Below are 26,530 nucleotides of genomic sequence, written 5' to 3'. Positions count from 1 at the left end.
ATTATTGTGTACAATAAAAACTATTCTCGATAACAAGAAGTTATTCCTGCAAATATTTAAAAGTTTTTTAAAAATTTTCACAATTCTTTTAATTGATGTTATAGCTCTTGATGATCATCATTTATTTGTATTCTTTTTATCGATTTTGCTAGACCAGTTTGTTTGTCTAATTCGATGATCACACCACTTAGCTGACCTCTACCTTCATCTACTTCGAATCTCACTGGTAAGTTCGTTAAGAATTTTTTAATAACAGCTTCTTTTGTAACGCCTAGAATCCCATCATATGGACCAGTCATTCCAACATCCGTAATAAATGCTGTACCAGCAGGTAAAACTCGCTCATCAGCCGTTTGGACATGTGTATGTGTACCAACAACCGCTGTTACTCTTCCATCCAAATACCAGCCCATAGCAATTTTTTCACTTGTTGCTTCAGCATGAAAATCAACAAAAATGATGTTTGTTCGTTTTTTAGCGATTTTTATTAGCTCATCAGCTTTTTTAAAAGGACAATCAAGTGGTGGTAAAAATGTTCTACCTTGTAAATTTATCACAGCTATTTCAACATCATTAAAATTTAAAAATACTAATCCATTACCAGGTGTACCTTCAGGGAAATTAGCTGGTCTAACTAAGTATTTTGCTTGATCAATAAATTCAAAAATATCCTTTTTATCCCATGCATGGTTACCAAGTGTTACTGCTTGAGCGCCTAATTCTAAAAATTCTCGGTAAATATTTTCCGTTATTCCTTTACCATGCGCTGCATTTTCACCATTTATAATTGTTACTGATGGATTATATTTCCTTTTTAAAGCTTGAATATTAGCCTTTACCATTGTCCTACCATTTGAACCAACTACATCGCCTATAAACATTATTCTCATTTCGTTACATCCTTCCAACTTGCCACTGTTAATTCACAGCACTGATTTTACTTTTAGATTACCCAAAAATACGAATAGCCCCATTACTAGCACAATCTGAATCTTTCATCTATGCCATTCAACTAAGATTCATTTCAGATATGTATTTAGTTGGAGCTATTTTTAAAATTACTTTATTTTGTTACAAAAAAGAAAATAAAGTGGCATATACCACTTTATTTTGCATACTCGACAGCTCGAGTTTCACGAATAACCGTAACTTTTATATGACCTGGATAATCCAGTTCATCTTCAATACGTTTTCTAATATCTCTCGCTAATCTATGAGCTTGTAAATCATCAATTGTATCTGGTTTTACCATAATGCGTACTTCACGACCTGCTTGAATAGCGAATGATTTTTCTACACCTTCGTATGATTCAGAAATCTCTTCAAGTTTTTCTAAACGACGGATATAGTTTTCTAATGTTTCGCTACGTGCTCCTGGTCTAGCAGCAGATAATGCATCTGCAGCAGCTACAAGAACCGCAATAATTGAAGTTGGCGCAGCATCTCCATGATGAGATGCAATACTATTGATAACTACTGGATGTTCTTTATATTTCGTTGCTAATTCGACACCGATTTCAACGTGACTTCCTTCTACCTCATGGTCAATTGCTTTACCAATATCGTGAAGTAAACCTGCACGTTTTGCAAGTTTTGTATCCTCACCAAGTTCAGCAGCCATAAGACCAGCTAGGTTCGCTACTTCCATCGAATGCTTTAACACATTTTGACCATAACTAGTTCTAAATTTCAGACGACCTAATATTTTAATTAAGTCAGGGTGAATTCCATGAACACCAACTTCAAAAGTAGTTTGTTCACCGACTTCACGTATGTACTCATCTACTTCTCGTCTTGATTTTTCAACCATTTCTTCAATTCGTGCAGGATGGATTCGACCATCTTGTACTAATTTATCTAGTGCAATTCGTGCAGTTTCACGACGAATTGGATCAAAACCTGATAATATTACAGCTTCAGGCGTATCATCAATAATTAAATCTATACCAGTTAACGTTTCTAAAGTACGTATATTTCGTCCTTCACGGCCAATAATACGACCTTTCATTTCATCATTTGGAAGATTTACAACTGAAACAGTTGTTTCAGCAACATGATCTGCAGCACATCGCTGGATTGCTAATGATAAAATATCTTTTGCTTTCTTATCTGCTTCTTCTTTTGCTCGAGCTTCTGTTTCTTTTACTAGTATTGCTGTTTCATGGGATAATTCATTTTCGACTTTAGTAAGTATTAATTGTCTTGCTTCTTCACGATTTAAGCTAGAAATTCTCTCTAACTCTTCTTGTTGAGCAGCAATTAATGCTTCTATCTTGCTTTCCATTTCTTCTATCTGCTGTTGTTTTAAAACAAGAGATTCCTCTTTTCTTTCAAGAACAGACTCACGTTTTGAAAGTCCATCATCTTTACGATCTAAGTTCTCTTCTTTTTGCATCAGACGATTTTCTGACTTTTGTAGTTCACTACGACGGTCTCGAATTTCGTTTTCTGCATTTGTACGAATATTGAAAATTTCGTCCTTTGCTTCCAATAAAGCTTCTTTTTTAATTGTTTCTGAATCACGTTTTGCATCTTCAATAATTTGATTTGCATGATTAGTTGCGCCATTTATTTTAGCTTCTGCAATGGACTTACGGACAAAAAATCCGACAGCATAACCGACTCCGAATGTGGCAAGCAATGCGAAGATGATCAAAATTATAGTATTTGCACCCATGATTTCACCTCCTCTTGCTATTTAGTTAGTTTCATTTTTGTCGGCTGTTATATTGTATAAATAATTGCATCAACATACAGCACACTTCAATTCAATTTTTCACAAAATAGTAATATTTTTTTAGAATATACACTTAAATATTAAATCTCTTACCAAATGATGTCAAGCCTTGTAAATCGCTTACTTACTTGATTTATCAATATTTATTACATTTTTACTAGATTTCATACATTAGAATCTAAATTTTATTCATTAAATTTTTTATTAAGATCTGATTAGTAAGTAAATTGATAGAATTTTTCATATATGAAGTACTACTTATAAATATAAAAGAATATAGTTATTGTCTGCTTTTTTGATAAGTCCTGATCATAAAAATATGACTGATTCCAATGCAGGACACCTACATACTATGAGTGACTTGATATTCCTCTTCATAGTCGTTCTTATGGGCTCGCTCCGCATTGCCTATAGGAGTCGTTAATCCTTCCATTTGAATCTACTCTTTCATTTTCGTGAAATTATTATCTATATTTCATTTAAAACCATTTGAATCTCAATGAATACTGCTTTTTAGAAAATCAAAGAAATAAGAAATTAAAAATAAAAAAAATGTAGGCACTTTTAATAAGCGCCCACATTTTTTGCTGTTTTAAACTAAACTATGATTACTCTTTTAATAAAGAGAATTGTTCTTCGTCATCTGTTTCTGTTACAGTAACAGGGTTATCTAAACCATGGTGAAGACGGATCGATTCTTTAATCGTATCACGTATTTCTTTATTTTCTTTTAAGAATTGCTTAGCATTCTCACGGCCTTGACCAAGACGCTCTTCATTGTAAGAATACCATGCTCCACTCTTAAGAACGATATCTAAATCAGATCCAATATCAAGAATTTCTCCTTCTTTAGAAATACCTTCTCCATACATAATGTCTACTTCTGCTTGTCTAAATGGTGGTGCTACTTTATTTTTAACTACTTTAATCTTTGTTTTGTTACCCACAATATCATTACCTTGTTTTAATTGTTCAGCACGACGTACTTCTAAACGAATTGTAGAATAGAATTTTAACGCACGTCCACCTGGAGTCGTTTCAGGATTACCAAACATAACCCCAACTTTTTCACGAATTTGGTTAATGAAGAATGCGATCGTTTTTGACTTGTTAATTGCACCAGAAAGTTTACGTAATGCTTGAGACATTAATCGTGCTTGTAGACCTACGTGAGCATCACCCATGTCACCTTCAATTTCAGCTTTTGGAACTAGTGCAGCTACTGAATCAATTACGATAATATCAATTGCACCACTACGTACTAATGCTTCAGCGATTTCAAGTGCTTGTTCACCTGTATCTGGTTGAGATAATAATAACTCATCAATATTTACACCTAATTTTTGAGCATAAACCGGATCTAATGCATGCTCAGCATCTATAAACGCCGCTTGTCCTCCATTTGCTTGAACTTCAGCGATTGCATGTAATGCTACAGTTGTTTTACCTGAACTTTCAGGACCATATACTTCGATAATTCGACCTCTTGGATATCCACCTACACCTAATGCTACATCTAGTGCTAACGATCCACTAGAAATAGTTGAAATTTGGCGGTCAGTTTGTTCTCCAAGTTTCATTATTGAACCTTTACCGAATTGTTTTTCGATTTGTTTTAAAGCCATATCTAATGCAGCTTGACGATCACTCATTTAGATTCCTCCTACAGGACATATTTATCTCTTAACTATATAATAACTGTTTTTTGTTCGTTTGCCAACAAAATAATAGAACGTTTATTCGATATTTTTCGTATTTAAACTTAATTTTTAAAGAATAGAAACGCTTGTTTCGTATTTTTCGGTCTATAAAACTAGATTTTTATGAATATCGAAACTATAAAATTAAAAAACTCGGCTAAGTTAACCGAGCTTTTATATTATAAAATATTCTATTTCATTTTATAAGTCTTGACTTTCAAAACTTGAATTAATTAATTTAATCAACAAGTTCGCGCCATTTTTGACACTTGATAATCTTATTTGTTCTCTAGTGCCACTGAATTGAAACTCTTTTACAATTGAATCAGAATCACCAATTTTTATACCGATAAATACTTTCCCTACCGGCACATCTTCTAATGTAGACGGTCCTGCTTCACCAGTAAAACTAATTGAAATATTACTTCCTGTTAATCTTTGAATATTTTCAACTAGTGATTTTGCACACTCTGCACTGACTGCACCATTCTTATTAAGAATGTCTGATGGCACATTTAAAAGTTTTTGTTTCATTTCATTAGAATAACAAACAACACTACCTTTAAAAATGGACGAGTTACCAGGAATATCTGTCACTCTTTTACTGAATAAACCTCCAGTTAAACTTTCAGCAGCAGAAATAGTCAGCTTAAAATCTTTTAGCTTACTTGATAAAACTGTAAATAAGTTTTCATTATTTGTACCATATATAAACTGCCCAACACGCTCACGTATTTTTTCTTCAGCTTGTCCGATTAGTTTTTCTGCCTCTTGTTGATTACTAGCACTTGCAGTAACTCGAAGCATTACTTCTCCCTCACTCGCTAAAGGAGCAATTGTTGGATTTGATTGATTTTCAAGTAAATCAAGAATTTCAGTTTCTAAAATCGATTCCCCTATGCCAAAAAACTTAAGCTCTTTCGAAATAATCGTACTTGCTTCCTTTCCTTTTAAAAAATAAGGAATTAGTTCTTTCTCAACCATCGGAATCATTTCTTTAGGTGGTCCTGGTAATAATACAAATTGTTTATCTTTCGCTTCATAAAACATTCCAGGTGCCATACCGTTTTTATTCAATAAAACATGTGCATTATTAATGACTAATGCTTGTTTTTTATTATTTTCAGTCATTGGTCGATTTACTTTAATAAAATATTGTTCAATATACTCTAGTGATTGATCATGATAAACAAGTGACTCTTGAACAAATTCTGCGACAACTTCTTTCGTTAAATCATCCTTTGTTGGTCCAAGTCCACCAGTTAAGATGATTAAATCACTTCTTGATGAAGCAATTTCTAATGCACTTTTAAGTCGTTCGGAATTGTCTCCTACAACTGTTTGGAAATGATGGTGATATCCTAATGCAGATAAATGTTTAGCTATAAATTGAGCATTTGTATTTGCAATTTGACCTAAAAGTAGCTCAGTACCTACTGCGATAATTTCAGCACGCTTCATATCATTTCCCCCTATATTATTAATTACATTGATTTAAGAAGAACATCTCTATTTTTATAAAAATAATCCCAACCAGAATATACTGTAAAGAATAATGCGACCCAAAGTGATACATCTGCAATCGAAAATGGTAAGAAATTCAATGGGAAGTCATGTAAAAAATATGCAGAAATCGCGACTATTTGAGCCCAAGTCTTAATTTTACCTAGCATTGCAGCAGCATGTACTTCTCCAGAGCCAGCTAAAATCATTCGTAAACCAGTTACAGCAAACTCTCTACTTATAATGACAATCGTAATCCACGCAGGAACATAATGAAAATCAGTTAAGATAATTAAGGCTGAAGAAACAAGTAATTTATCAGCAAGAGGATCTAGAAACTTACCAAAATTAGTAACTAAATTATATTTTCTTGCGTAATATCCATCTATAAAATCAGTAACAGAGGCAATAATAAAAATTGCAGCTCCTACTAAATGATTAACTGGTATCGAATCACCAATTAATGTAACTTTTCCCCATCCAAAATCTACTAAAACGGCAATCATAAATAATGGAATTAGACAAACCCTTGACACTGTGATCTTATTTGGTAAATTCATGGTAAAACCCTCCAAAACTTTCTAAAAATGAAACATTTATAATAAATGAATAAAAGCCATCTTAAAGATGACTATTGATTCATTTTTAAATTTTTAATCGTAATCTTTTGGTGAACAGCATTTGTTGGACTAACTGGATATTTAAATACCTCATCGTTAATTCGTAGCTCAACATTATTAGAAGCACCAATATTTACAGTTACTTCATTTTCTGCTGTTAAGTCGTAGTTTTGAGTTTGTCCTTGTTTTAAAATTCCGCTATAGAACATTTTTCCATCAGCATTTTTTAAATCCACATAACTTTCACCATTTGCAACTACTTCTAATTTAAATACATCCGTACCAGATAAAGAAATAGTAGTTCGTTTACCCGCTGCAGAGTCAACAGTAATTTTTTGCGCTGGCGGTTGCTCGGTCACTACATTTTTAGGTTTCTCTGTTTTTTTCGTATTATTAGTTTTAGCCTGATCTAGCGCATTATTTTTTGGTTTTTCAATTTCAGAATTAGAGTTAGTTTGAGATTGATTCGTATCCGCAGATTTTTCATCATTTTTTGATGGGAACATCATATAAATAGCAATGCAGATTCCAATGATCAGAATCGCTACTAGTATCCTTGGTAAATAATCCATTATTCGTGATGACTTAACATTGTTTAATGGTTCTTTAAGCTTCGATGCTCTACTAGGGAGCTCCTCATGCTTTACATCTTCTACTGTATTTGCCACAGTTGATTCCTCTACCACTGGCTTTTCAGTTAGAAATCCAGAAACGTCAACACCAATTGTTTCTGCATATTGTCTAATAAATGCACGAACATAAAATTGCCCTGGCAATATTTCATAATTACCTTCTTCAATTGCTTCAAGATAACGTTTCTGAATCTTCGTTAACTCTTGTACATCGTCAATTGATAAGCCTTTCGCTTCTCTTGCTTCTCGTAAATATTTTCCTAATTCTGTCACAAGTTACACCCCAACTAACTTTAAAAATCAAACATTGAGAACGAGTTGTGTCCATTTTTATCCATTTGGTCTACAAGTTCATATTTAATTTCTTCATTTTCATCATTTCTTAATTCAATTATGTAATCAAAATCTTCTAAAGAGTATTCAGTTTGCTGTACAAATACATCTGGATGCTCAACTACTTTCACAGAAGACATTGCCATAATTTCGCGAACCAATTGCCAATGTTGCTCATTTGCTCTTCTATGAGAAAGAATGCCATCAATAATAAATACATTATCTGAATTATATTCGTCTTCTATTAATTGACTTCTTAATGTTTGTTTAATTAATGTTGATGAAACAAATAACCAGCGTTTATTTGCACATACACTTGCTGCTACTACTGATTCAGTTTTACCAACACGAGGCATCCCTCTAATTCCGATTAGCTTATGGCCTGGCATTTTAAATAACTCTGCCATAAAATCAACAAGCATACCTAAGTCATCGCGGACAAAACGAAAAGTCTTTTTATCATCTACATCACGTTGAATATAAGTACCATGTCTTACAGCTAAACGATCTCTTAGAGTTGGCTTTCTAAGTTTAATTATTGTTATATTGTCCATAGTATTTAAAATTGATTCAAATCTAGTAATTTGATCATCGTTATCGCAACCAAGTAACATGCCGCGTCTCATTGTGTCGACACCATTGATGGTTAAAATATTAATCCCTAGCATACCGATTAGTGATGCAATATCTCCAAGTAGTCCAGGGCGATTCTTATGTATTTCATACTCAAAATACCATTCGATTAACTCCATACCTATACCCCCTATTTGTTAACTACTTTACTCTACATTTAATAATAAACGATTTCGCCATAATATAAAAGGTAAAATATGTGAAATAAATAACTTTCGACGGGAAATTTTACTATGAAGTATGCCAACCACCGTTTACTCCAAGAATTTGGCCAGTTATATAAGAAGATTGTTCGGAAATTAGGTAATTTACAGTATTCGCAATTTCACTTGGAAGAGCTAAACGATTCATAGGAATTTCATTTGCAATTTCTTTTAAATCTTCTTCATTAAAGGCATTTAACATATTCGTTTTTACGGCACCTGGAGCAACAGCATTAACTTTTATTCCACTTGGCCCTAACTCTTTAGCTAATGCCATTACATAGGCATTTTGAGCACCTTTTGTAGTTGAATATAATACTTCACATGATGCACCAATTTGTCCCCATATAGACGAAATAACGACGATACTGCCAGATTTTTTAGCCACCATGTTAGGAAGAAAATGATTGACTACTTTGATCAAACTTTTAATATGTAATTGGGTCATTCGATCTATCTCTTCATCACTTACATCGTTAATCAAACCAAAGATTGAAAAACCAGATGCATACACAATTGAATCAATTTTATCAATTATTTGTGATGTTAACATTTCAACTCCATTTTCAACTGATAAGTCCGCTTGAACGAATTGGCAATTTACTTCAATTTCATTAGCCAATTCGATCAGTTCATTTAGTGGCTCTTTCTTACTATTATAATGGACAACTAAATCATATTTTTCATTGATTAATTTTTTCGAAATCGCCAAGCCAATGTCACCACTAGCTCCAATTACTAGAATTCTTTTTCTCATTTATTATAATCTCCATTTATTTGAGGTTTTAATGCAGGTTTCAAGAGTATTAAGAAATATAAAGGTAAAAGAGAAGCGAGGAAAACTCTTTAAAATTCAATATTACACTTAGATTCTAAATAAACCCTTAAATTTTTTTCTTTAAATTTCAAAAAGCATCCCAAAAAGGATGCTTTTAATTTTTCAATGAGGAAGAACAAAAAATTCACTCATAAAGTCTTCATTTATTAGATGACTAGCACTTTCTTTTAGATCCTCTACAGAAATAGATTGTAACACAGATACGATGTCAAATAAATGCATATCTAAGAACGCGTATCGTGTAAATTGGTTAGCGATATATTCTGGAGAATTTAAAGATCGTAAAAATCCGCCAATTTTCTTTTTAACTACGCGATCGACAATTTCTTTTTCCCACTGATGATTTATTGAGTCTAATAATACTTCTTTTATTTTTTCAGAAAGTTTTTCAGGTGAAGTAGAATCTCCTCCTATGATTGCAAAAGCAAAACCATTTTCTGCAGAGTAATCATATGAGAATGTATCATCGATTAAACCATCTTCATACATTTGTTGATAAGTGTTTGAGCCTTTGCCAAATAAATAATCAAGTAATACGGAAATTGATAGTTCATGCTTTAGTAATTCGCTTCCACCTTTAGGTGCAGTAAAATCTTTTACGCCAACAAGTACTTTCGATGATTGGACATTCATATGTAACACTTTTTTCTTTTCTGCAGATTCAGGAGTTTCTTCAGGGAAAAATCTCTTTATTTCATTTGCATCTTTGAAAGTTTTTTTACTTTGGTTATCTCTAATTAAATTCATTGTTTTATCAGGGTCTACAGGACCTACAACGAAAAACAGCATATTACTTGGGTGATAAAAAGTTTCGTAACAAGTATAAAGTAATTCTTTTGTAATTTTTGAAATTGATTCAACCGTACCAGCAATATCTGTTCTAACAGGATGTTTACCATATAAATTTGCAATCATCCCAAAATATTGTCTCCAATCAGGATTATCTTCGTACATTTTAATTTCTTGACCAATGATCCCTTTTTCTTTTTCAACACTTTGATCAGAAAAATATGGATCTTGAACAAAATCAATTAGCGTCATTAAATTTTGTTCTACATTATTCGTTGCTGAAAATAAATAAGCAGTTCGTGTAAAACTTGTAAACGCATTAGAAGAAGCTCCTTGTTTACTAAAAACCTGGAATACATCTCCATCTTTCTTTTCAAACAATTTGTGCTCTAAAAAATGAGCAATCCCATCTGGTACAACTAATTTTTCATCTTTTCCTAAAGGAATAAATTCAGAATCAATCGAACCGTATTTAGTTGTAAAGGTCGCATATGTTTTGTTGTAGCCTTGTTTAGGAAGAATATATACTTTTAATCCGTTATCAAGCTCCTCGAAATAAAGCGTTTCATTCAATTGTTCAAAATACTTTTTTTCCATTATGCTCCCTCCTGACCTTTTAAGAAGTAAGTTGTGTGAAGTTTTATTTTATTCGCTACAGCTACAATTTCATCTTTAGTAACTTTTTCGATTTCAGGAAACCAGTCCTCGATCGGACGTTCATTTCCCGCAGCTTGGTCATTGAATAATGTTTCAATGATTCCATAAGCAGTGTCCATACTTTCTAATAGACTGTTTTTGATCACTAATTTTGTTTGATCAATTTCCTCTTCAGTGAAATTTCCCTTTTTCATCTCTTCAAGTTGTTCAGCAATAATGGTTGTTGCTTTTTCATAATTTTCACTTGCTATACCAGACATGACCATTAAAATTGATTTATGACTTTCAAAACGCGAAGCAGCATAATACGCTAAGCTATTTTTTTCTCGAACATTGATAAATAATTTTGAATGAGAGAATCCGCCAAACAGTCCATTAAATACTTGCAGTGCAAAATAATCTGGATCTTTAATGGAAATCCCAGTAGTATAACCGATGTGTAGTTTAGCCTGATTTAATTTTTGCTCTTCAATTACTTCATTAGGAGAATCGACTGGCGTTGCTTTTGTTGTATCAACTGTTAATTGCCTACTAGTTGTGTTTCTAAAGTTTTCTTCAACTAATTGTTTACATTGGTCAAATCCAACATCTCCAACTATATAAAGATCAATTAAATCTTGTTGCAAAGCTTTTTCATAGTACTTATAAAGTGACTCAGCTGTAATTGAATTGACATCTTCTGTTTTTCCATTTGCAAGTAATGCATAAGGTTCACCCTTAAACATTTCTTCCACTAGTCGTTGATTTGCAAATTTTAATTTATCATCATTAATGGACTGAATTCGTTGTACTTGAGTTCTTTTTTGAGTTTCAACATGCTTAGCTGAAAATACCCCATTTTCTAAAAATGGATTTTGCCAAATAGAAGCAATAAGCATAAGCGCTTCTTTTAATAATGAACCTTGATTTGAAAGGTATTTTTCATTTGCTATGTCAATTGTAAATGACATAACATGATAATCACCTTTTTTTGATACGTCTACAAAGAAGGTCGCCCCATATAATTCTTCTAATTTCCTTCTAATTTCACCATTAGTAGGAAGATCTTTTGTTCCACTTTGCAATATATAAGGTAAAATTCCGCGATACGATACTGTGTCTTCTTCAAGTTTTCCACGTACTTTTAATGTAATCGAATTTGTTTTAAATTTTTCAGTTGTTACCACATGTAGTTTAATACCGTTAATATCACTATTTTTGTACTGTAACAAATTCAAATTGAACCCTCCTTAGACAAATACTATTTACTCATATTTATTTCCAATATCTTCATTGTATCTCTAATTTTACCAAAAATAAAACCTACTGCTTAGTTTACCCAAATTAATTATTTCAAATAAAAAGAAGCTTCGGATTTTATAAAGGAAGCTTCGATCGACCAGTTGAAATATAACGTAATCATTAGTATAAGCGATACTCATTGAAATTTATTGATAAAGTTGTGTATTTTGTTAAGATTGAGCTGATTTTTCACTATATATGCTTGAAAAATTTAATATAATTTTTTGGTCATTCTTTAAGTAAGAAATTGAGTAGATTGATTATTGTTTTTACTGGATTTTGTTTAATTTTGATTGTTTGCCATCCTATTTTATTGTTATTTCTTTTATTTTTTTAATACTTTTACTGTTTTTCATCATGATTTGTGGCCTTATTTGCAGTTTTGCTAGTTTTTATTGTAGATACGAGTTTTTTATTTGCATTTCCTCTGATTTATTTGCAGCTTCACCTTTTTTATTTGCACTTCCTATTATTTATAACAACGATATTATTCGTAATTAATTCTTTTAACCAAAATAAATAAAGCTTCAGAATGTTGAAATATAATGTATTCAATATTGATACATATAAACATTAATTGAATTTCTATGAACAATTAGACTATTTATCATTGTTTTATCTGTCATTTGATTTATAAACAAGTGATTTTGATTGATAGATAAATGTTTTAACTAACTTGTATAAATTTTAATATCTTCTTTTTGACGATTAATATTTGTAAAAATGTGTAGTCGTAATCATAAGTTACAATTTGATTAATAAAGGGTCATACATTCGTTCAATTGACTATTCTATTGTTTTTAAGATTATTCTTTTTTATCAAGAACTTGATTGGAACGAAAGGGTGCTCGACTCCTATGGGATTAGCAGGAAGGCTGAGACCTTAGCAGGCGTAGCCGAGGAGGCTAAAGAATCTCGCCCCATGGAAAGCGAGAACCCTGTAGTGGAAATCAATTCCACACAACTTACTTATCAGTGATTATCCAACAATTAATTGACAACATCCTTTTTAACAATAAAAAAAGCTTCCTAATTAAATAGGAAGCTTCAAAAACAATTATTTATCGTTTACCTTTTTCATATGCAACACCAACTGATTTTGGTGCTTGAGATGTTTTTGAGAATATAACTAATGCGATTAAAGTTACTACGTATGGGAATAGCTTTAGTGCTAATGGTGGTATATGAGCTAAACTTGGAATAACTTGTGATACGTTGGCAATTGTTGTAGCTACACCAAAGAATAATGTTGCAGCTAAAATTCCAAGTGGTTTCCACTGTCCAAAAATTAATGCTGCAATCGCTAAGAAACCAAGACCTGCAACACTTCCTGTAAATTCGCCAGAGTAAGTTACTAAAATAATTGCTCCACCTAATCCAGAGAATGCACCAGAAATAATAACGCCAAGGTAACGAATACGGTATACATTAATACCTGCTGCATCAGCTGCTTGTGGGTATTCACCACATGCACGTAGACGTAAGCCTAAACGAGTTTTATAAAGTACAAATGTACTAATGAGTAGAATGCCAATTACTAACCATGTTGTAGAATACGTGTTTTTAAAGAATAAATCCCCAAGAATTGGAATGTTCTTTAAGACTGGGATATCGGTACGTGTAATACCGTTAATACTGATGTTTCCTGATCCAGTAATATTTCTTGCTAAGAAGATTGTTAAAGCACCTGCAATCATATTAATTGCGATACCACTAATTACTTGATCTGCGTGTAAATTTATACTTGCAAACGCATGTAGTAAAGAAAATAAAGCACCTGTAAGAACTGCGACAAGAATTCCTACCCAGATTACCCAAACTTCACCTTGATGAGTTTCTTGAAGTTTTGAAATTGTTAAGGCACTAGCGAAACCACCGACAACCATTAAACCTTCTAAACCAATATTTACGACACCGCTTCGCTCAGAAAATAAACCACCTAATGCTACGATTAATAATGGAATCGTATAGGCAATTGCATATGGGAAAATTTGTATAATTAAATCCATGCCTTATTTCACCTTCTCTCCTACATTGCTGTTTTTATACTTGCGTGATTTGGATACTCGATCTATGACTTTTTTAATTAAAATACTCGTTGCAGAGAAATAGATAATAATTGCAATGATAACATCAGCAATATCTGGTGGAATTGAAGTCATTGCACTCATAAAGCCTTTACCAGAATATAATAGTCCAAAGAAAATAGCTGAGAAAAATACGCCAATTGGTGTATTCATTCCTAAAAGTGCCACAGCAATTCCGTCGAATCCTTCAGTAGGTAAAACCCCAATTTGAATTAGTGAAGCATTACCAGCGAATTGAACAACACCTGCTAGCCCAGCAAGTCCACCTGAAATCATCATTGATAAAATAACATTTCTATTTACCGAAATACCCGCATATTCAGCAGCACTACGGTTGTAACCTACAGCTTTTAATTCATAACCTAATACTGTACGATTAATAACAAATGAAATAACGATTACCATAATAACGGCGATAAATAAACCGAAGTTAATATATGAACCACCAAATAAATTTGATAAAAATGGCATTTTTAATGTTGCAGCATCTGCAAGCATTTTTGACTCTGTTTCAGTACTACCTTTAAAATATTGTGGTACTAAATAATAAACTGTCCAGTATGCAATCCAGTTCATCATAATCGTAGAAACTACTTCGTGAACATTAAACTTAGCTTTTAGTAGTCCTGGAATAAATGCCCAAGCTGCTCCTGCAATAAAGGCTACAATTACCATAAACGGTACTAGGACAAGAGTAGGTAAATGTACTGTTAAACCGACTGCTGAAGCACAAAATCCTGCAAAAAGCATTTGACCAGCAGCACCAATATTAAATAAACCTGTTCTGAATGCAAACGCAACAGAAAGTCCTGTTAAAATTAACGGAGTAGCAGTAGCAAGTGTATTACCAATACGCTCCGGATCTTTTAATCCACCTTGGAATAAATAATTAAACCCTTCAACCGGATCATTACCTGTTGCTAAAATTAATAATGCTCCAGCTAGTAAACCTAATACTACGGCAATTAAAGAAATAATTCCTCCCTTTTTCATGCCCCTTCACCTCTCCTTATACCAGCCATCATTAATCCTAATTCATCTTCATTTGTGTCTTTGGCATTAACGATATCAATGATTTCACCAGCATTTACGATTGCAATGCGGTCAGATAAATTAAGAACTTCATCTAGCTCTAACGAGATTAGTAGAACAGCTTTTCCACTATCTCTTTGCTCTATTAATCTCTTATGAATATACTCAATCGAACCAACGTCTAATCCACGCGTTGGCTGACATGCAATTAATAACTCAGGCTTAAGTTCGATTTCACGACCAATGATTGCTTTTTGTTGGTTTCCTCCAGACATTGATTCAACGACTGTTTTAGCACCTTCACCAGAGCGTACATCGAATTCTTCAATGATTTTCTTTGCATGTTTGGCAATCGCAGCTTTATCTAAAACTCCATATTTAGAGAATGGTTCTTGATTATAAATTTCTAGAACAACGTTTTCTTCAATTGTATATTCAAGTACAAGTCCTCTTTTTTGACGATCCTCTGGAATATGTGCAATACCGCTTTTAATTCGCTCGCGTATACTGTGTTTTGTAATATCTTGATTTTTTAATAAAATAGAACCTTCTTCAATCGGTCTTAAACCTGTAATTGCTTCAACAAGTTCAGATTGTCCATTTCCTTCAACTCCTGCAATCCCAACGATTTCACCTGCTCGAACTTGAAGAGTAGCATTTTTCAAACCTAAAACTTTTTTATTATTTTTGACACTTAAATTATTTACATCTAGAACAACTTCACCAGGTTTTGATTCTACTTTATCTACCTTGAAAGACACCTGACGTCCGACCATCATAGATGCCATTTCAGATTCAGAAGTTTGTTTTACTTCAACAGTACCGATGTATTTTCCGTGACGAATGACTGTACATTGATCTGCAACAGCTTTAATTTCTTTTAACTTATGTGTAATGATAATGATTGACTTGCCTTCATTAATCAAATTTTTAATAATCTTCATTAATTCTTGTATCTCTTGTGGAGTAAGTACTGCTGTTGGCTCATCTAGGATTAGTACTTCAGCATTACGATATAAAGTTTTTAAAATTTCGACTCTTTGTTGCATCCCTACTGTAATATCTTCAATCTTTGCATAAGGATCTACATTTAAACCGTAAGTTTTAGAAAGCTCTTCAATACGTTTTGCTGCAGTCTTGATATCTACTACTAGACCCTTTTTAGGTTCAAGACCTAGAATAATATTTTCTGTAACTGTAAAATTTGAAACTAATTTAAAATGTTGGTGAACCATTCCGATTCCTAGTTCATTTGCAACATTTGGATTTGAAATTTTAACTTCTTTACCTTTTACTTTTATAATTCCTTTTTCAGGTGTGTACATTCCAAAAAGGACGGACATTAAAGTTGATTTCCCTGCTCCGTTTTCACCTAATAAAGCATGAACTTCCCCTTTTTTTAATCGTAGTGTAATATTATCATTCGCTATAATGCCAGGAAACTCTTTTGTTATATTTAGCATCTCCACTACATATTCCATAATTTTCCTCCTTGTATATTACGAAGTCATTTATTTTAAAGTTTTACTTGATTTCGAAATATTTTTCTATATTTTTTATTTAGGGAGGGCTTTATTCTCTCACCCGATAGTCACGCCCTAATCAATTGGAAGCTTTACCAATATAAGTGCTTACAATTGATTAAGGCATGAAAAGCCAAAATCATTTTTAGGGTAGAAGAAGCATATAAAAGGTTCTCCTTTCCTATGCTTCTTCTACCATTTATTCATTAAATATTTAATTACTTAATTAAATTTCCTCTTTCATTTGCTACTACAATTTCACCAGACTTAATTTTGTTAAATACATCTTGAACTTTTGTTAAAGTTTCAGAACTTAAGTTTGGATTTTCTTTTGGTAAACCAATACCATCATTTTTTGCATCGTAAGTTAAAGTTTGTCCACCAGGGAATTTTTTATCTTTTTCAGCTTTTACCATATCAGATGCTGCTTTAGCTACACCTTTCATAGCTGATGTTAAAATTACTGATTTGTTATCTTTATAAACACCATCAGAGTACTGATCTACGTCTACACCAACAACCCATACTTGTTTACCACTAGCTACTCTGTTTTTAGCTTCAGTAATAGCACCTTGTCCTACTCCACCTGCTGCAGAGAAAATTGCTTTAACGCCACGGTCATACATTTGAGCTGCAATTTGTTGACCTGCTGCTTTGTCTGTAAAGCTTCCAGAATATACTACGTTATTAGCTTTTAAAGAAATGCTTGTTCCAAGGTTTTCGTTTGCATATTTAATACCTTGTTGGAATCCCCAGTTATATTTTTGAACTGCTGGAATTTCCATACCACCGATAAATCCAACATCACCAGTTTTTAATTGAACTGCTGTTGCAATACCAGCTAGGTAACCAGCTTCGTGTTCAGAGAAGAAAATTGAAACAGTGTTTTTCTTTACATCTGGCGTATAATCTTTAGCAGAGTGTGGTGTACCATCGATAATTACAAATTTGTCATCTTTATATTTATCTTGTGCTTTATAAATTGCTGTTTCAAATTTAAAACCTGGAGTAACGATGAATTTAAAGTCCGCATCATTTAAGTTTCCGATTTCTTTTAAGTAATCAGCTTCAGTTTCTCCAGCAGGTTTTAAGTATTTTGTATCATTCTTAAGATTGAAACCTAATTCTTTCGCTCCTGCTTGGATCCCTTCCCAAGTACCTTGGTTAAATGACTTATCATCAATTGTACCTGAGTCAGTTACCATACCTACTTTAAATGCGCCTTTTGCGTCTTTTGTATCTCCACCTTTACCACAAGCACCTAACATTGTACCTGCTGCTAAGGCCATTGAAAGAACAAGACCAGCTTTTTTCATCTTCATAAAAATTTTGCCCCCTTAAATTTTTATTTACTTTTGCACTAGCTTGGTATATAATCGTTAACTTAACGATCCACCTCCCTAATAATTTAATGAAATTTCAGTAAACAATATTTGAAAACCAGCCAAAACTTATTTTTTGTAAATATTAATTTGGCTATACAATTTTAATTTCTTTTTCTTAAAACATTAAAACTGAACTGATCCGCTCTGAAGTAATTATAAGAATGTAAAACTGCTCGGTTTAAATCGTCAAAATGTAGCTGTTCGATTAATAATAATGAAACATCTGGTTCACACTGTAATAAAGGAGAAACTTTATCGTGGTAACCTATTGGTTCAATTCTTGCACTTGAATATTCGATATTTCGACCAGTTTCTTTTTTGATGAATGAAAAGAATGAATGGTCTTCATATGATGGAACCTGTTTAAAATAATTAGTTGGTAATTTATCAATGCAATAAACTACAGGTTCACCATTTGCTGTTCGAATTCTTTCTACTACGTGCATACGATCATCTTCTGTGATTGTGAAGCTTTTTAAATCTTCTTTCGTAGGAACTAATAGTTTAGAAGATAGGAAGATTGTCCCAGGCTCTTTACCTGCATCAATAATCATTTCTGAAACACTACTTAATTGTTCAATGCCTGTCCTAAAAATTGGTTTCGGTTTCACAAATGTGCCGACCCCATGTCTTCTAACTAAGATATTTTCTTCTTCTAAAACTCTTAACGCTTCTCTTAATGTTGCTCTTGATACTCCAAATATTTTAGATAACTCATACTCTGATGGTAACTTATGATGTGGCAAGTAAATACCATTCTCAATATCTTGTTTTATTCGATCCATCACTTGGAGATAAAGTAATCTGGTGTCTGTTTTAATCTTCATTTCCCATCCCCCAAACTTCGGATTTCAGACATCAGTTGTTAGACATCTGTCGTATAATCCTTCTTTACTATACTGTTATTTTTTACTCATTTCAACACTTTTTTGAAAACGCTTTATTTTTTATTACGTTAATGAATCATTTGTTCATATTTAACATAAAAAAACTCTTATAATCTACAGTTCCACTTAGTGAAAAAGCTAGATTATAAGAGTTTTTGATTTTGGTAAATATAAATCATTTCTCCATAATAATGCTTTTTCCCCATAGTATTGCAAATATTGGTTGCAATGTAGAAACTTCCGACCCATCATGTCGATATTATATGAGGACTATCAATTTATCTGAAGAAATAATATCATTCTATGTCTAAAAATGTCAATAATGTTTCGACATTTTTTTCTTTTTGTTAAGACAACGCTTGCTCATCTTCCACTGGTTTACTAATTAATACTTCCCTAGGTTTACTACCTTCATACGGACCAACTATACCATTATCTTCCATAGAATCAATTAATCTGGCAGCTCTTGTATAACCAATTCTAAATCTTCTTTGTAGTAGTGATACCGAGGCTGATTGCATATTTGTTACTAACTCAACAGCTTCATTATAAAGATCATCATTCACTTCGGATTTCCCATCTTTTTCCTCTTTTACCATCATTTCTTCTTGGTACTGAGCCTTTTGTTGAGAGATTGAAAACTCGACTACTCGTTCAACTTCATCATCAGATAAAAATGCTCCTTGTACTCGGAGTGGTTTAGATGCACCAATTGGTTGATATAACATATCTCCTCTACCTAATAGTTTTTCTGCTCCACCAGTATCAAGTATTGTACGAGAATCTATTTGAGAAGATACACTAAAAGCAATTCGAGAAGGTATATTTGCTTTAATGACACCCGTGATTACGTCAACGGACGGTCTTTGTGTAGCAATAATTAAGTGGATACCCGCTGCACGAGCCATTTGAGCTAATCTAGTGATTGAATCTTCCACGTCACTTGAAGCTACCATCATTAAGTCAGCCAACTCATCAACAATCACGACGATAAATGGTAATAAAGGTTGTTTTGAGTCAGTCATCGTATTATTTTGTTTAGTTAATTCGTTATAACCTTCGATATTTCTAGTACCTGAATGAGAAAAAAGCTCATATCTTCTTTCCATTTCACTAACAACTTTTCGTAACGCTTGTGAAGCCTTTTTAGGATTTGTTACAACCGGAGTTAGCAGATGAGGAATACCATTATATACATTCAATTCAACCATCTTCGGATCGATTAGCATTAGCTTTACTTCAGATGGTTTTGCATTCATTAGGATACTAACAATGATTCCATTTATACATACACTTTTCCCACTACCTGTCGCCCCAGCTACTAATATATGCGGCATTTTATTAAGCTCTGCAAATACAGCATCACCGGCAATATCTTTTCCTAACGATACAGCTAATGGATTTTGTAATTTCGGATTTTTTGCTTCGAGAACTTCTCTAAGTAATACAGTCGTTATATTCGTATTAGGCACTTCAATTCCAACCGCAGATTTACCTGGAATCGGAGCTTCAATACGAATGTCTTTGGCTGCGAGTGCAAGTGCTAAATCATCACTAAGATTTACAATACGACTAACTTTTACACCCGCTTCAGGGTATACTTCATATTTAGTTACTGCAGGTCCATGATGTACTTTTGTTACTGTAGCCTTTACACCAAAACTTTGAAATGTTCTTTCAAGCTTGTCCGCATTTTCCTTTAGTTTGGACTCATTTTCACGTTTTTTAGCACCTTTTGGGTAGGCTAATAAATCCATTGATGGCAATACGTAATCTACCTTATCATCAATTCCTACTTCTGCAACTGGCAATTCGATTGACTGATCGTCTTCCTCTGCAAAATGGGCCTGGACTTGATTTGAATTATTTGCGATTATCAATTTTGGTTCCTTAGGTGCCTGATATGTAGGAGAATATTCGATTTGAATTTCTTTTTTCGGTTCGATGATCCCATCTTCGTATGAATTTTTAACTTGATAATTTATATTGTTACCATTTGACACTTCTTCATCATTATCATTGTCTTCATATGAATCTTTCCTTGTTTTTCTCTTTTGTTTAGCCTCAGCTCGTCTACTAATAGTTTTTTGTTCACGACCACGTTTCCAGAAATTTGTAAAATCCTTCCATGTATCTGAAATTAAATTTCTTACTTTTGGCATTATATATTGATATAAATAACCGCCAAGTGGCTTACCAGTAATAAATAAAACTCCCGCAACAATTGCTATGACTCCGAATAGAATTGCACCGGTTCGATCAAATAAGAAATATAAAACTGCAAAAAGTATCGCTCCAATCATACCTCCACCAAGATCCACCGTACTAATTTTACCTTTGGCTTCAATTAAGAATAAATCTAGCGTACTTTTTATGACAGATTGATCATGAAATTGATTATTTTTTGCTAATAAATCAAATAGAGTAACATGACTAAACATCAATATACTAAAGAAGATTAACAATCCACCAATCGTAATACTCGAAACAAATGGAGGTCTTTTTCGATAAATTATGCTATATGCAGATAAACCGATTATAAAAAGAAAGCTTAGCATGTACCATTCCCCAAAGAAGAATCTCAAGAATAATACAAAGGCTTTACCTACAATACCAAGCTTTAAAATTGTTACGATTGATAGTGCTAAAAATATTAATCCACTAATTTCATACCATATTGAACCATTTCCACTTACTGATTTTCGAGCTTTTGACTTTTGCTGCTTCTGCTTTGCCATGTAATTCACCCCCATCAAAATTTGCAGATTCGCCAAAGAAAGCAGCCTTTTGGCTGCTTTCTTAAATTGAATTTATTATAACATATCAGAACATATGTTTACCATGTATTGTTAATAATTACCTCAAGTTGGAAGAACTAAAATTCTTTGACCAGGTGAATATTGCATAAAATGCTGCGGATCGGTACTTACAATTCTTTTAATTTCAAAAGCTGTACCCCCTACACTATCAACCAACATTGGAACACCATTGTATTCCAAAAACTGCTGCGAGGTGTATTCTTGTTGATCAACGGGAAAAATCGATTCAATTGGCATTATTGTATAAAGAATCAAAATTCATTCTCCTCTTTATTAGACTTTTCTTTTCGTTCATCAATCAATTCCTGCAATTTACTTAATGCTTGCCCAATGCCACCTACATCATCAATTAGTCCATATTTTACTGCATCTCCACCGACTACATTTGAGCCGATATCTCTTGTTAAATTACCTTTTGTAAACATTAATTCCTTGAAACGTTCTTCCGTAATATTTGAATGCTTTGTAACAAAACGAGTTACTCTTTCTTGCATTTTATCAAGATATTCAAACGTTTGAGGTACACCAATTACTAAACCAGTTAGACGAATTGGATGGATCGTCATTGTTGCCGTTTCAGCAATATATGAAAAGTCAGTACTTACTGCAATTGGAACTCCGATACTATGTCCACCGCCTAAAACGATTGATACAGTAGGTTTCGTTAATGTCGCAATCATTTCTGATATCGCAAGACCAGCTTCCACATCTCCACCGACAGTATTTAGAACGATTAATAATCCTTCAATCTTAGGATTTTGTTCAATTGCAACTAATTGCGGGATTAAATGTTCATATTTAGTTGTCTTATTTTGAGGTGGTAATGCTACATGCCCTTCAATTTGCCCAATTATCGTTAGACAATGGATTTTTGAATCATTGCTTGCTGGAACATTTGTTTGTCCTAGCTGTTGAATTTTTTCAACAATGCTCATTTCCTTTTGATCATTTGGCTTTGGAGGTGCTTCTTCGTTTGGAATAGGTGTTTCATTATTTGAATTTGTCAAAACGGTTCCCCCTATCATTTTTCATACAAGTTAGTATGTGAAAATAATAAGGAAATCATACCCATCTTGGAATAAGAAGTACCTCACTTCAATTTAAAATTATACTTCCATTAATATTGGAAGAATCATTGGTCTTCTTTTTGTTTCTTCATATAAATAAGCGCTTAATCCATCTCTAATTGAATTTTTTAATAATGTCCATTCAATTTGATCGTTCTGTAACATTTTTTCTGTAATGTCTTTTACAATTTCAGTTGATCTAGTTATTAATTTTTCGGACTCACGAACATACACAAAGCCACGAGTTATAATTTCTGGACCAGATATGATTGCTTTCTTTTGCTTGTTAAACGTTACCACAACAATTAGTATTCCATCTTGAGAAAGTAGCTTACGATCACGTAATACGATATTTCCAACATCACCGACACCAATTCCGTCAATTAAAACGTTGCCAACATCGACTTTTTCAGTACGAGAAGCTTGACCATTTTTAAATGAAACGATGTCCCCTTTTTCAACAATAAAAATATCTTCTTTTGCCATCCCTACTTCTTCTGCAATATGTGAATGTGCTTTTTGCATTCGATATTCACCATGAACTGGTATGAAATATTTTGGCTTCATCAATTCAAGCATTAATTTTAATTCTTCTTCATAGCCATGACCTGATACGTGTACCTTTTTATAGCCATAGATAACATTTGCACCAGCTCTAAATAATAGATTAACAGAAGATGCAACTAACATTTCATTTCCTGGAATAGCTGTTGCTGCCATTAGTACAGTATCACTTTTTCGGATTGAAACTTGTTTATGCGTACCTTTAGCAATTTTTGAAAGGGCTGCCATTGGTTCTCCTTGTGTACCTGTAGTTAGAATGACAATATCTCTTTCTTTATAATTATCTGTATCAACAACTGAAATCATTAAATCATCAGGAATCGTTAAATAATCTAATTCCTTCGCTATTTCAATCGATTTCATCATACTACTTCCGACCACCGCTAGTTTTCTACCAGTCGCTACACTTGCATTAATAACCTGTTGGATGCGATATATATTTGAAGAAAAGCAAGCTACTAAAACTCTTCCATTTGCATTCATTATTTCTTTTTTAATTTCTTCCGATACTTTCTTCTCAGACCCCGAAAACCCTTGTCTTTCTGCGTTCGTGCTATCAGAAAGCAAACATAATACACCTTTATCTCCTATTAGTGCTAGTTTGCCTAAATCAGCACCTGGATAAGGACTTTTCGATTGATCAAATTTGAAGTCTCCAGTAAAAACGACCGCACCTTGTGGTGTATTTACACAAAATCCAAATGAATCAGGAATACTATGGGTAGTCCTAAAAAAACTAATTGAACTATTTTCAAATGTTAATAAAGTGGTTTCGTCATATAGTTCAAATTGCTCAAGGTTTTTAATACCCTTTTCACTTAATTTTTCTCTTATAAATAAATAAGCTAATTTATTAGTGTAAAACTTTACTTGTGGAAGTTTATTCATAATATATGGAATCGCACCAATATGATCTTCATGTCCATGTGTTATAAAAACACCTACTACTTTATGTGCGTTTTTCTCTAAATAACTTACATCAGGTATGACATAATCTATTCCGTACATTTCTTGGTCAGGAAATTTTAAACCTGCATCTAACACATAAATCAATTCACCAACTTCGACTATATACATGTTTTTTCCGATTTCGCCTACCCCACCAAGGGCAAAAACTTTTACTTGTTGTTCCTTCATTTCCTTCACCACAACCTGTTCCTCCTAGTTAGTTCTTTAAATTTACAGACCGTTCAAAATCTTACAAACATTATATCCTAGTCGGAACAGGTAAAACAAGATACATTCTTCCTTAAATAGGAAAATCGGATTACTTTGGGTATGTATTTTTAATCATTTTTAACGCTCAGGTGGCTATTGCTAACATTGAAAATAAAAATGATTGTTTCCACCTCAACCTTCCTTCTTACGCATAGGAGCAAAGAAGACTTTTCTGCTAAAATAATCAAGTTTTCAGACTTCTTATCTTTTCTTATTCCTCCTTTTACTTCTTCTTAATAAACCAATTAATAAATCTCTCTATGATGAGAAAATTACAAAGGCACCTCTTATGGGTATTGTTCAAAAAATGTCTCATTTTAATAGTTAAATTCTTTTTTTGTAGTGATTCATTGGTCAATTATTTCTCATTACAGGAATATGAATAACTTAGAGAAGGAGGATCTAGATGAATTTTAATGATAGAGAGCCTTCAAGAATGAATCTATCTAAATTCGTAGACGAACTACCAATTCCACCAATTTTAAAACCACGCTGGAAAGATCATTTTTATACTTATTATGAAGTAACGATGACGGAGTTTAAGCAATCGCTCCATCGTGAGTTAAATGACTCGACTGTTTGGGGGTATGAAGGAAGTTATCCTGGACCTACAATTAAAGTAGAAAAAGGTGAGACCGTGTTTATTAAATGGATCAATGATCTACCAGATAAACACTTGTTTCCTATCGACTATACTGTTCATGGTGCCCATAAAGATGTCCCTCAAGTAAGAACAGTAGTGCATGTACATGGTGCTTGTGTTGAGCCTGAAAGCGATGGCTATCCTGAAGCTTGGTTTACAAAAGATTATAAACAAGTTGGACGTTATTTTAGAAAGCAAGTATATCGATACGATAATTGCGATTGCGCATCTACGCTTTGGTACCATGATCATGCACTTGGCATTACAAGACTTAATATTTATGCAGGTTTAGCAGGATTCTATCTAATTAGTGACCATTCGGAAAGTTCATTAAATTTACCGAATGAGAAATATGATATCCCGCTATTGATACAAGATAAAAGTTTTAATCATGATGGTTCACTTTATTATCCAGAACAACCAGATCAACCAATCAAAGTACTACAAACGTCTATTATTCCTGAATTTGTTGGTGATACAGTGATAGTGAATGGTAAAGTTCATCCTTATTTAAACGTGGAACCAAGAAAATATCGATTTAGGTTATTAAACGGTTCTAACACACGCTTTTTTCGAATTACGCTTGATTCTGGTCAACTTATGTATCAAATCGCAACAGAGCGTGGATTCATGCAGCATCCGATTGGCATAAATGAGCTTATGTTATCACCTGCAGAACGAGCAGAAGTAATCATCGATTTTACTAATCTTGGAGGTAAGAAGATTACTATGAAGAATGATGCTCCTACCCCATTTCCAACTGGAAGACCTGTTGATGAAAATACTGGAACTGTGATGCAGTTTAAAGTTACTTTGCCATTATCAAACGTGGATACGAGTATGATACCAGCTTATATGGTGCCCGTTCCAAAAATAAATGAACTGTCTGCTTCAATGAAGCGATACTTAACATTAGATCACAAGATGGATCAGTTTGGACGAGAAATTATGTTATTGGATAATAAACATTGGGATGCACCTATTTCAGAAAATCCGAAATTGGGAACGATCGAAATATGGTATTTAATTAACTTAACGCCAGATTCTCATCCTATCCATCTTCACTTAATTGATTTCCAAATCTTAGATCGAAGAAACTTTGATGTAGAAAAGTATAAAAAAGAAAGGATCATTCTTTACACAGATCCACCGACTCCACCTGAACCACATGAATGTGGATGGAAGGACACTGTTCAATCTAATCCAAACCAAGTAACTAGAATAATCATGAGGTTTGGTCCATTCACAGGATTATATGTTTGGCACTGTCATATGTTGGAACACGAGGACTATGAAATGATGAGACCATTTATTGTGATTCAATAAGAGATTTCGGAGTTTTGGGTTTGAATCCATACAATAAAAAACCACTTACGCCA

Annotated in this window: 20 protein-coding genes and 1 riboswitch; of the genes, 1 reads left to right on the top strand and 19 read right to left on the bottom strand. The window is 33.1% G+C overall.

Annotation, left to right across the window (positions count from 1 at the left end; all coding sequences use genetic code 11):
- Window positions 1-98: 98 nt before the first annotated feature.
- The 19 genes from ACFVR2_RS11345 to ACFVR2_RS11245 form a co-directional block, all read right to left on the bottom strand.
- Window positions 99-890, bottom strand: a complete 792-nt coding sequence (locus ACFVR2_RS11345; protein ID WP_387361654.1) for a TIGR00282 family metallophosphoesterase — start codon at window positions 888-890, stop codon at window positions 99-101.
- Window positions 891-1,105: 215 nt separating this feature from the next.
- Window positions 1,106-2,677: a ribonuclease Y gene (gene rny, locus ACFVR2_RS11340; RefSeq protein WP_335412898.1), complete on the bottom strand. Its 1,572-nt coding sequence runs from the start codon at window positions 2,675-2,677 to the stop codon at window positions 1,106-1,108.
- 668 nt (window positions 2,678-3,345) lie between these two features.
- The gene (gene recA, locus ACFVR2_RS11335) at window positions 3,346-4,389 is read right to left on the bottom strand and encodes a recombinase RecA (RefSeq protein ID WP_387361651.1); all 1,044 of its coding nucleotides are present in this window, start codon (window positions 4,387-4,389) and stop codon (window positions 3,346-3,348) included.
- A gap of 249 nt (window positions 4,390-4,638) precedes the next feature.
- The gene (locus ACFVR2_RS11330; RefSeq protein WP_387361649.1) at window positions 4,639-5,898 is read right to left on the bottom strand and encodes a competence/damage-inducible protein A; all 1,260 of its coding nucleotides are present in this window, start codon (window positions 5,896-5,898) and stop codon (window positions 4,639-4,641) included.
- Between the two features lie 23 nt (window positions 5,899-5,921).
- Complete coding sequence (gene pgsA, locus ACFVR2_RS11325; RefSeq protein WP_387361647.1) at window positions 5,922-6,500, bottom strand: CDP-diacylglycerol--glycerol-3-phosphate 3-phosphatidyltransferase; 579 nt, start codon at window positions 6,498-6,500, stop codon at window positions 5,922-5,924.
- Between the two features lie 71 nt (window positions 6,501-6,571).
- Window positions 6,572-7,465, bottom strand: coding sequence for a helix-turn-helix domain-containing protein (locus ACFVR2_RS11320; RefSeq protein WP_387361645.1), 894 nt, complete (start codon window positions 7,463-7,465; stop codon window positions 6,572-6,574).
- Between the two features lie 20 nt (window positions 7,466-7,485).
- A complete protein-coding gene (locus tag ACFVR2_RS11315) occupies window positions 7,486-8,277 on the bottom strand; it encodes a DUF3388 domain-containing protein (RefSeq protein WP_025568772.1) in 792 nt (263 codons plus the stop codon).
- Window positions 8,278-8,389: 112 nt separating this feature from the next.
- Window positions 8,390-9,118 carry an elongation factor P 5-aminopentanone reductase gene (gene ymfI, locus ACFVR2_RS11310; protein ID WP_387361642.1) on the bottom strand — a complete coding sequence of 243 codons (729 nt, stop codon included), beginning with the start codon at window positions 9,116-9,118 and terminating at the stop codon, window positions 8,390-8,392.
- A 183-nt stretch (window positions 9,119-9,301) separates the two neighbouring features.
- Window positions 9,302-10,585, bottom strand: a complete 1,284-nt coding sequence (gene yfmH, locus ACFVR2_RS11305; protein ID WP_387361640.1) for an EF-P 5-aminopentanol modification-associated protein YfmH — start codon at window positions 10,583-10,585, stop codon at window positions 9,302-9,304.
- The gene (gene yfmF, locus ACFVR2_RS11300; protein WP_387361786.1) at window positions 10,585-11,856 is read right to left on the bottom strand and encodes an EF-P 5-aminopentanol modification-associated protein YfmF; all 1,272 of its coding nucleotides are present in this window, start codon (window positions 11,854-11,856) and stop codon (window positions 10,585-10,587) included. Before yfmF ends, yfmH begins: the two co-directional genes overlap by 1 nt.
- 1,131 nt (window positions 11,857-12,987) lie before the next feature.
- A complete protein-coding gene (locus ACFVR2_RS11295; protein ID WP_387361638.1) occupies window positions 12,988-13,935 on the bottom strand; it encodes an ABC transporter permease in 948 nt (315 codons plus the stop codon).
- 3 nt (window positions 13,936-13,938) lie between these two features.
- The gene (locus tag ACFVR2_RS11290; RefSeq protein ID WP_387361636.1) at window positions 13,939-15,006 is read right to left on the bottom strand and encodes an ABC transporter permease; all 1,068 of its coding nucleotides are present in this window, start codon (window positions 15,004-15,006) and stop codon (window positions 13,939-13,941) included.
- Window positions 15,003-16,526, bottom strand: a complete 1,524-nt coding sequence (locus tag ACFVR2_RS25115; RefSeq protein ID WP_483867299.1) for an ABC transporter ATP-binding protein — start codon at window positions 16,524-16,526, stop codon at window positions 15,003-15,005. Before ACFVR2_RS25115 ends, ACFVR2_RS11290 begins: the two co-directional genes overlap by 4 nt.
- A gap of 260 nt (window positions 16,527-16,786) precedes the next feature.
- Window positions 16,787-17,884, bottom strand: coding sequence for a BMP family lipoprotein (locus ACFVR2_RS11270; protein ID WP_387361782.1), 1,098 nt, complete (start codon window positions 17,882-17,884; stop codon window positions 16,787-16,789).
- A 170-nt stretch (window positions 17,885-18,054) separates the two neighbouring features.
- Window positions 18,055-18,780 carry a GntR family transcriptional regulator gene (locus ACFVR2_RS11265; protein WP_387361634.1) on the bottom strand — a complete coding sequence of 242 codons (726 nt, stop codon included), beginning with the start codon at window positions 18,778-18,780 and terminating at the stop codon, window positions 18,055-18,057.
- Window positions 18,781-19,025: 245 nt separating this feature from the next.
- Window positions 19,026-19,127: riboswitch (purine riboswitch) on the bottom strand.
- 60 nt (window positions 19,128-19,187) lie between these two features.
- Window positions 19,188-21,578, bottom strand: coding sequence for a DNA translocase FtsK (locus ACFVR2_RS11260; protein WP_387361632.1), 2,391 nt, complete (start codon window positions 21,576-21,578; stop codon window positions 19,188-19,190).
- 123 nt (window positions 21,579-21,701) lie between these two features.
- Window positions 21,702-21,914 (bottom strand): YlzJ-like family protein, encoded by a 213-nt coding sequence (locus ACFVR2_RS11255; RefSeq protein WP_335411639.1) that lies wholly within the window; start codon window positions 21,912-21,914, stop codon window positions 21,702-21,704.
- A complete protein-coding gene (locus ACFVR2_RS11250) occupies window positions 21,911-22,594 on the bottom strand; it encodes a ClpP family protease (protein WP_254664609.1) in 684 nt (227 codons plus the stop codon). Before ACFVR2_RS11250 ends, ACFVR2_RS11255 begins: the two co-directional genes overlap by 4 nt.
- Before the next feature lie 171 nt (window positions 22,595-22,765).
- A complete protein-coding gene (locus ACFVR2_RS11245; RefSeq protein ID WP_387361779.1) occupies window positions 22,766-24,436 on the bottom strand; it encodes a ribonuclease J in 1,671 nt (556 codons plus the stop codon).
- Between the two features lie 508 nt (window positions 24,437-24,944).
- Between ACFVR2_RS11245 and ACFVR2_RS11240 the strand changes: the two genes are divergently transcribed.
- Window positions 24,945-26,477 carry a multicopper oxidase family protein gene (locus ACFVR2_RS11240; RefSeq protein WP_387361777.1) on the top strand — a complete coding sequence of 511 codons (1,533 nt, stop codon included), beginning with the start codon at window positions 24,945-24,947 and terminating at the stop codon, window positions 26,475-26,477.
- Window positions 26,478-26,530 lie beyond the last annotated feature (53 nt).

The sequence above is a fragment of the Gottfriedia sp. NPDC057991 genome (assembly GCF_042886615.1).
Lineage (GTDB): Bacteria > Bacillota > Bacilli > Bacillales > Bacillaceae_G > Gottfriedia.
The sequence above is the reverse complement of the archived record's forward strand: the minus strand, read 5'-3'. Positions and strand labels throughout refer to the sequence as shown.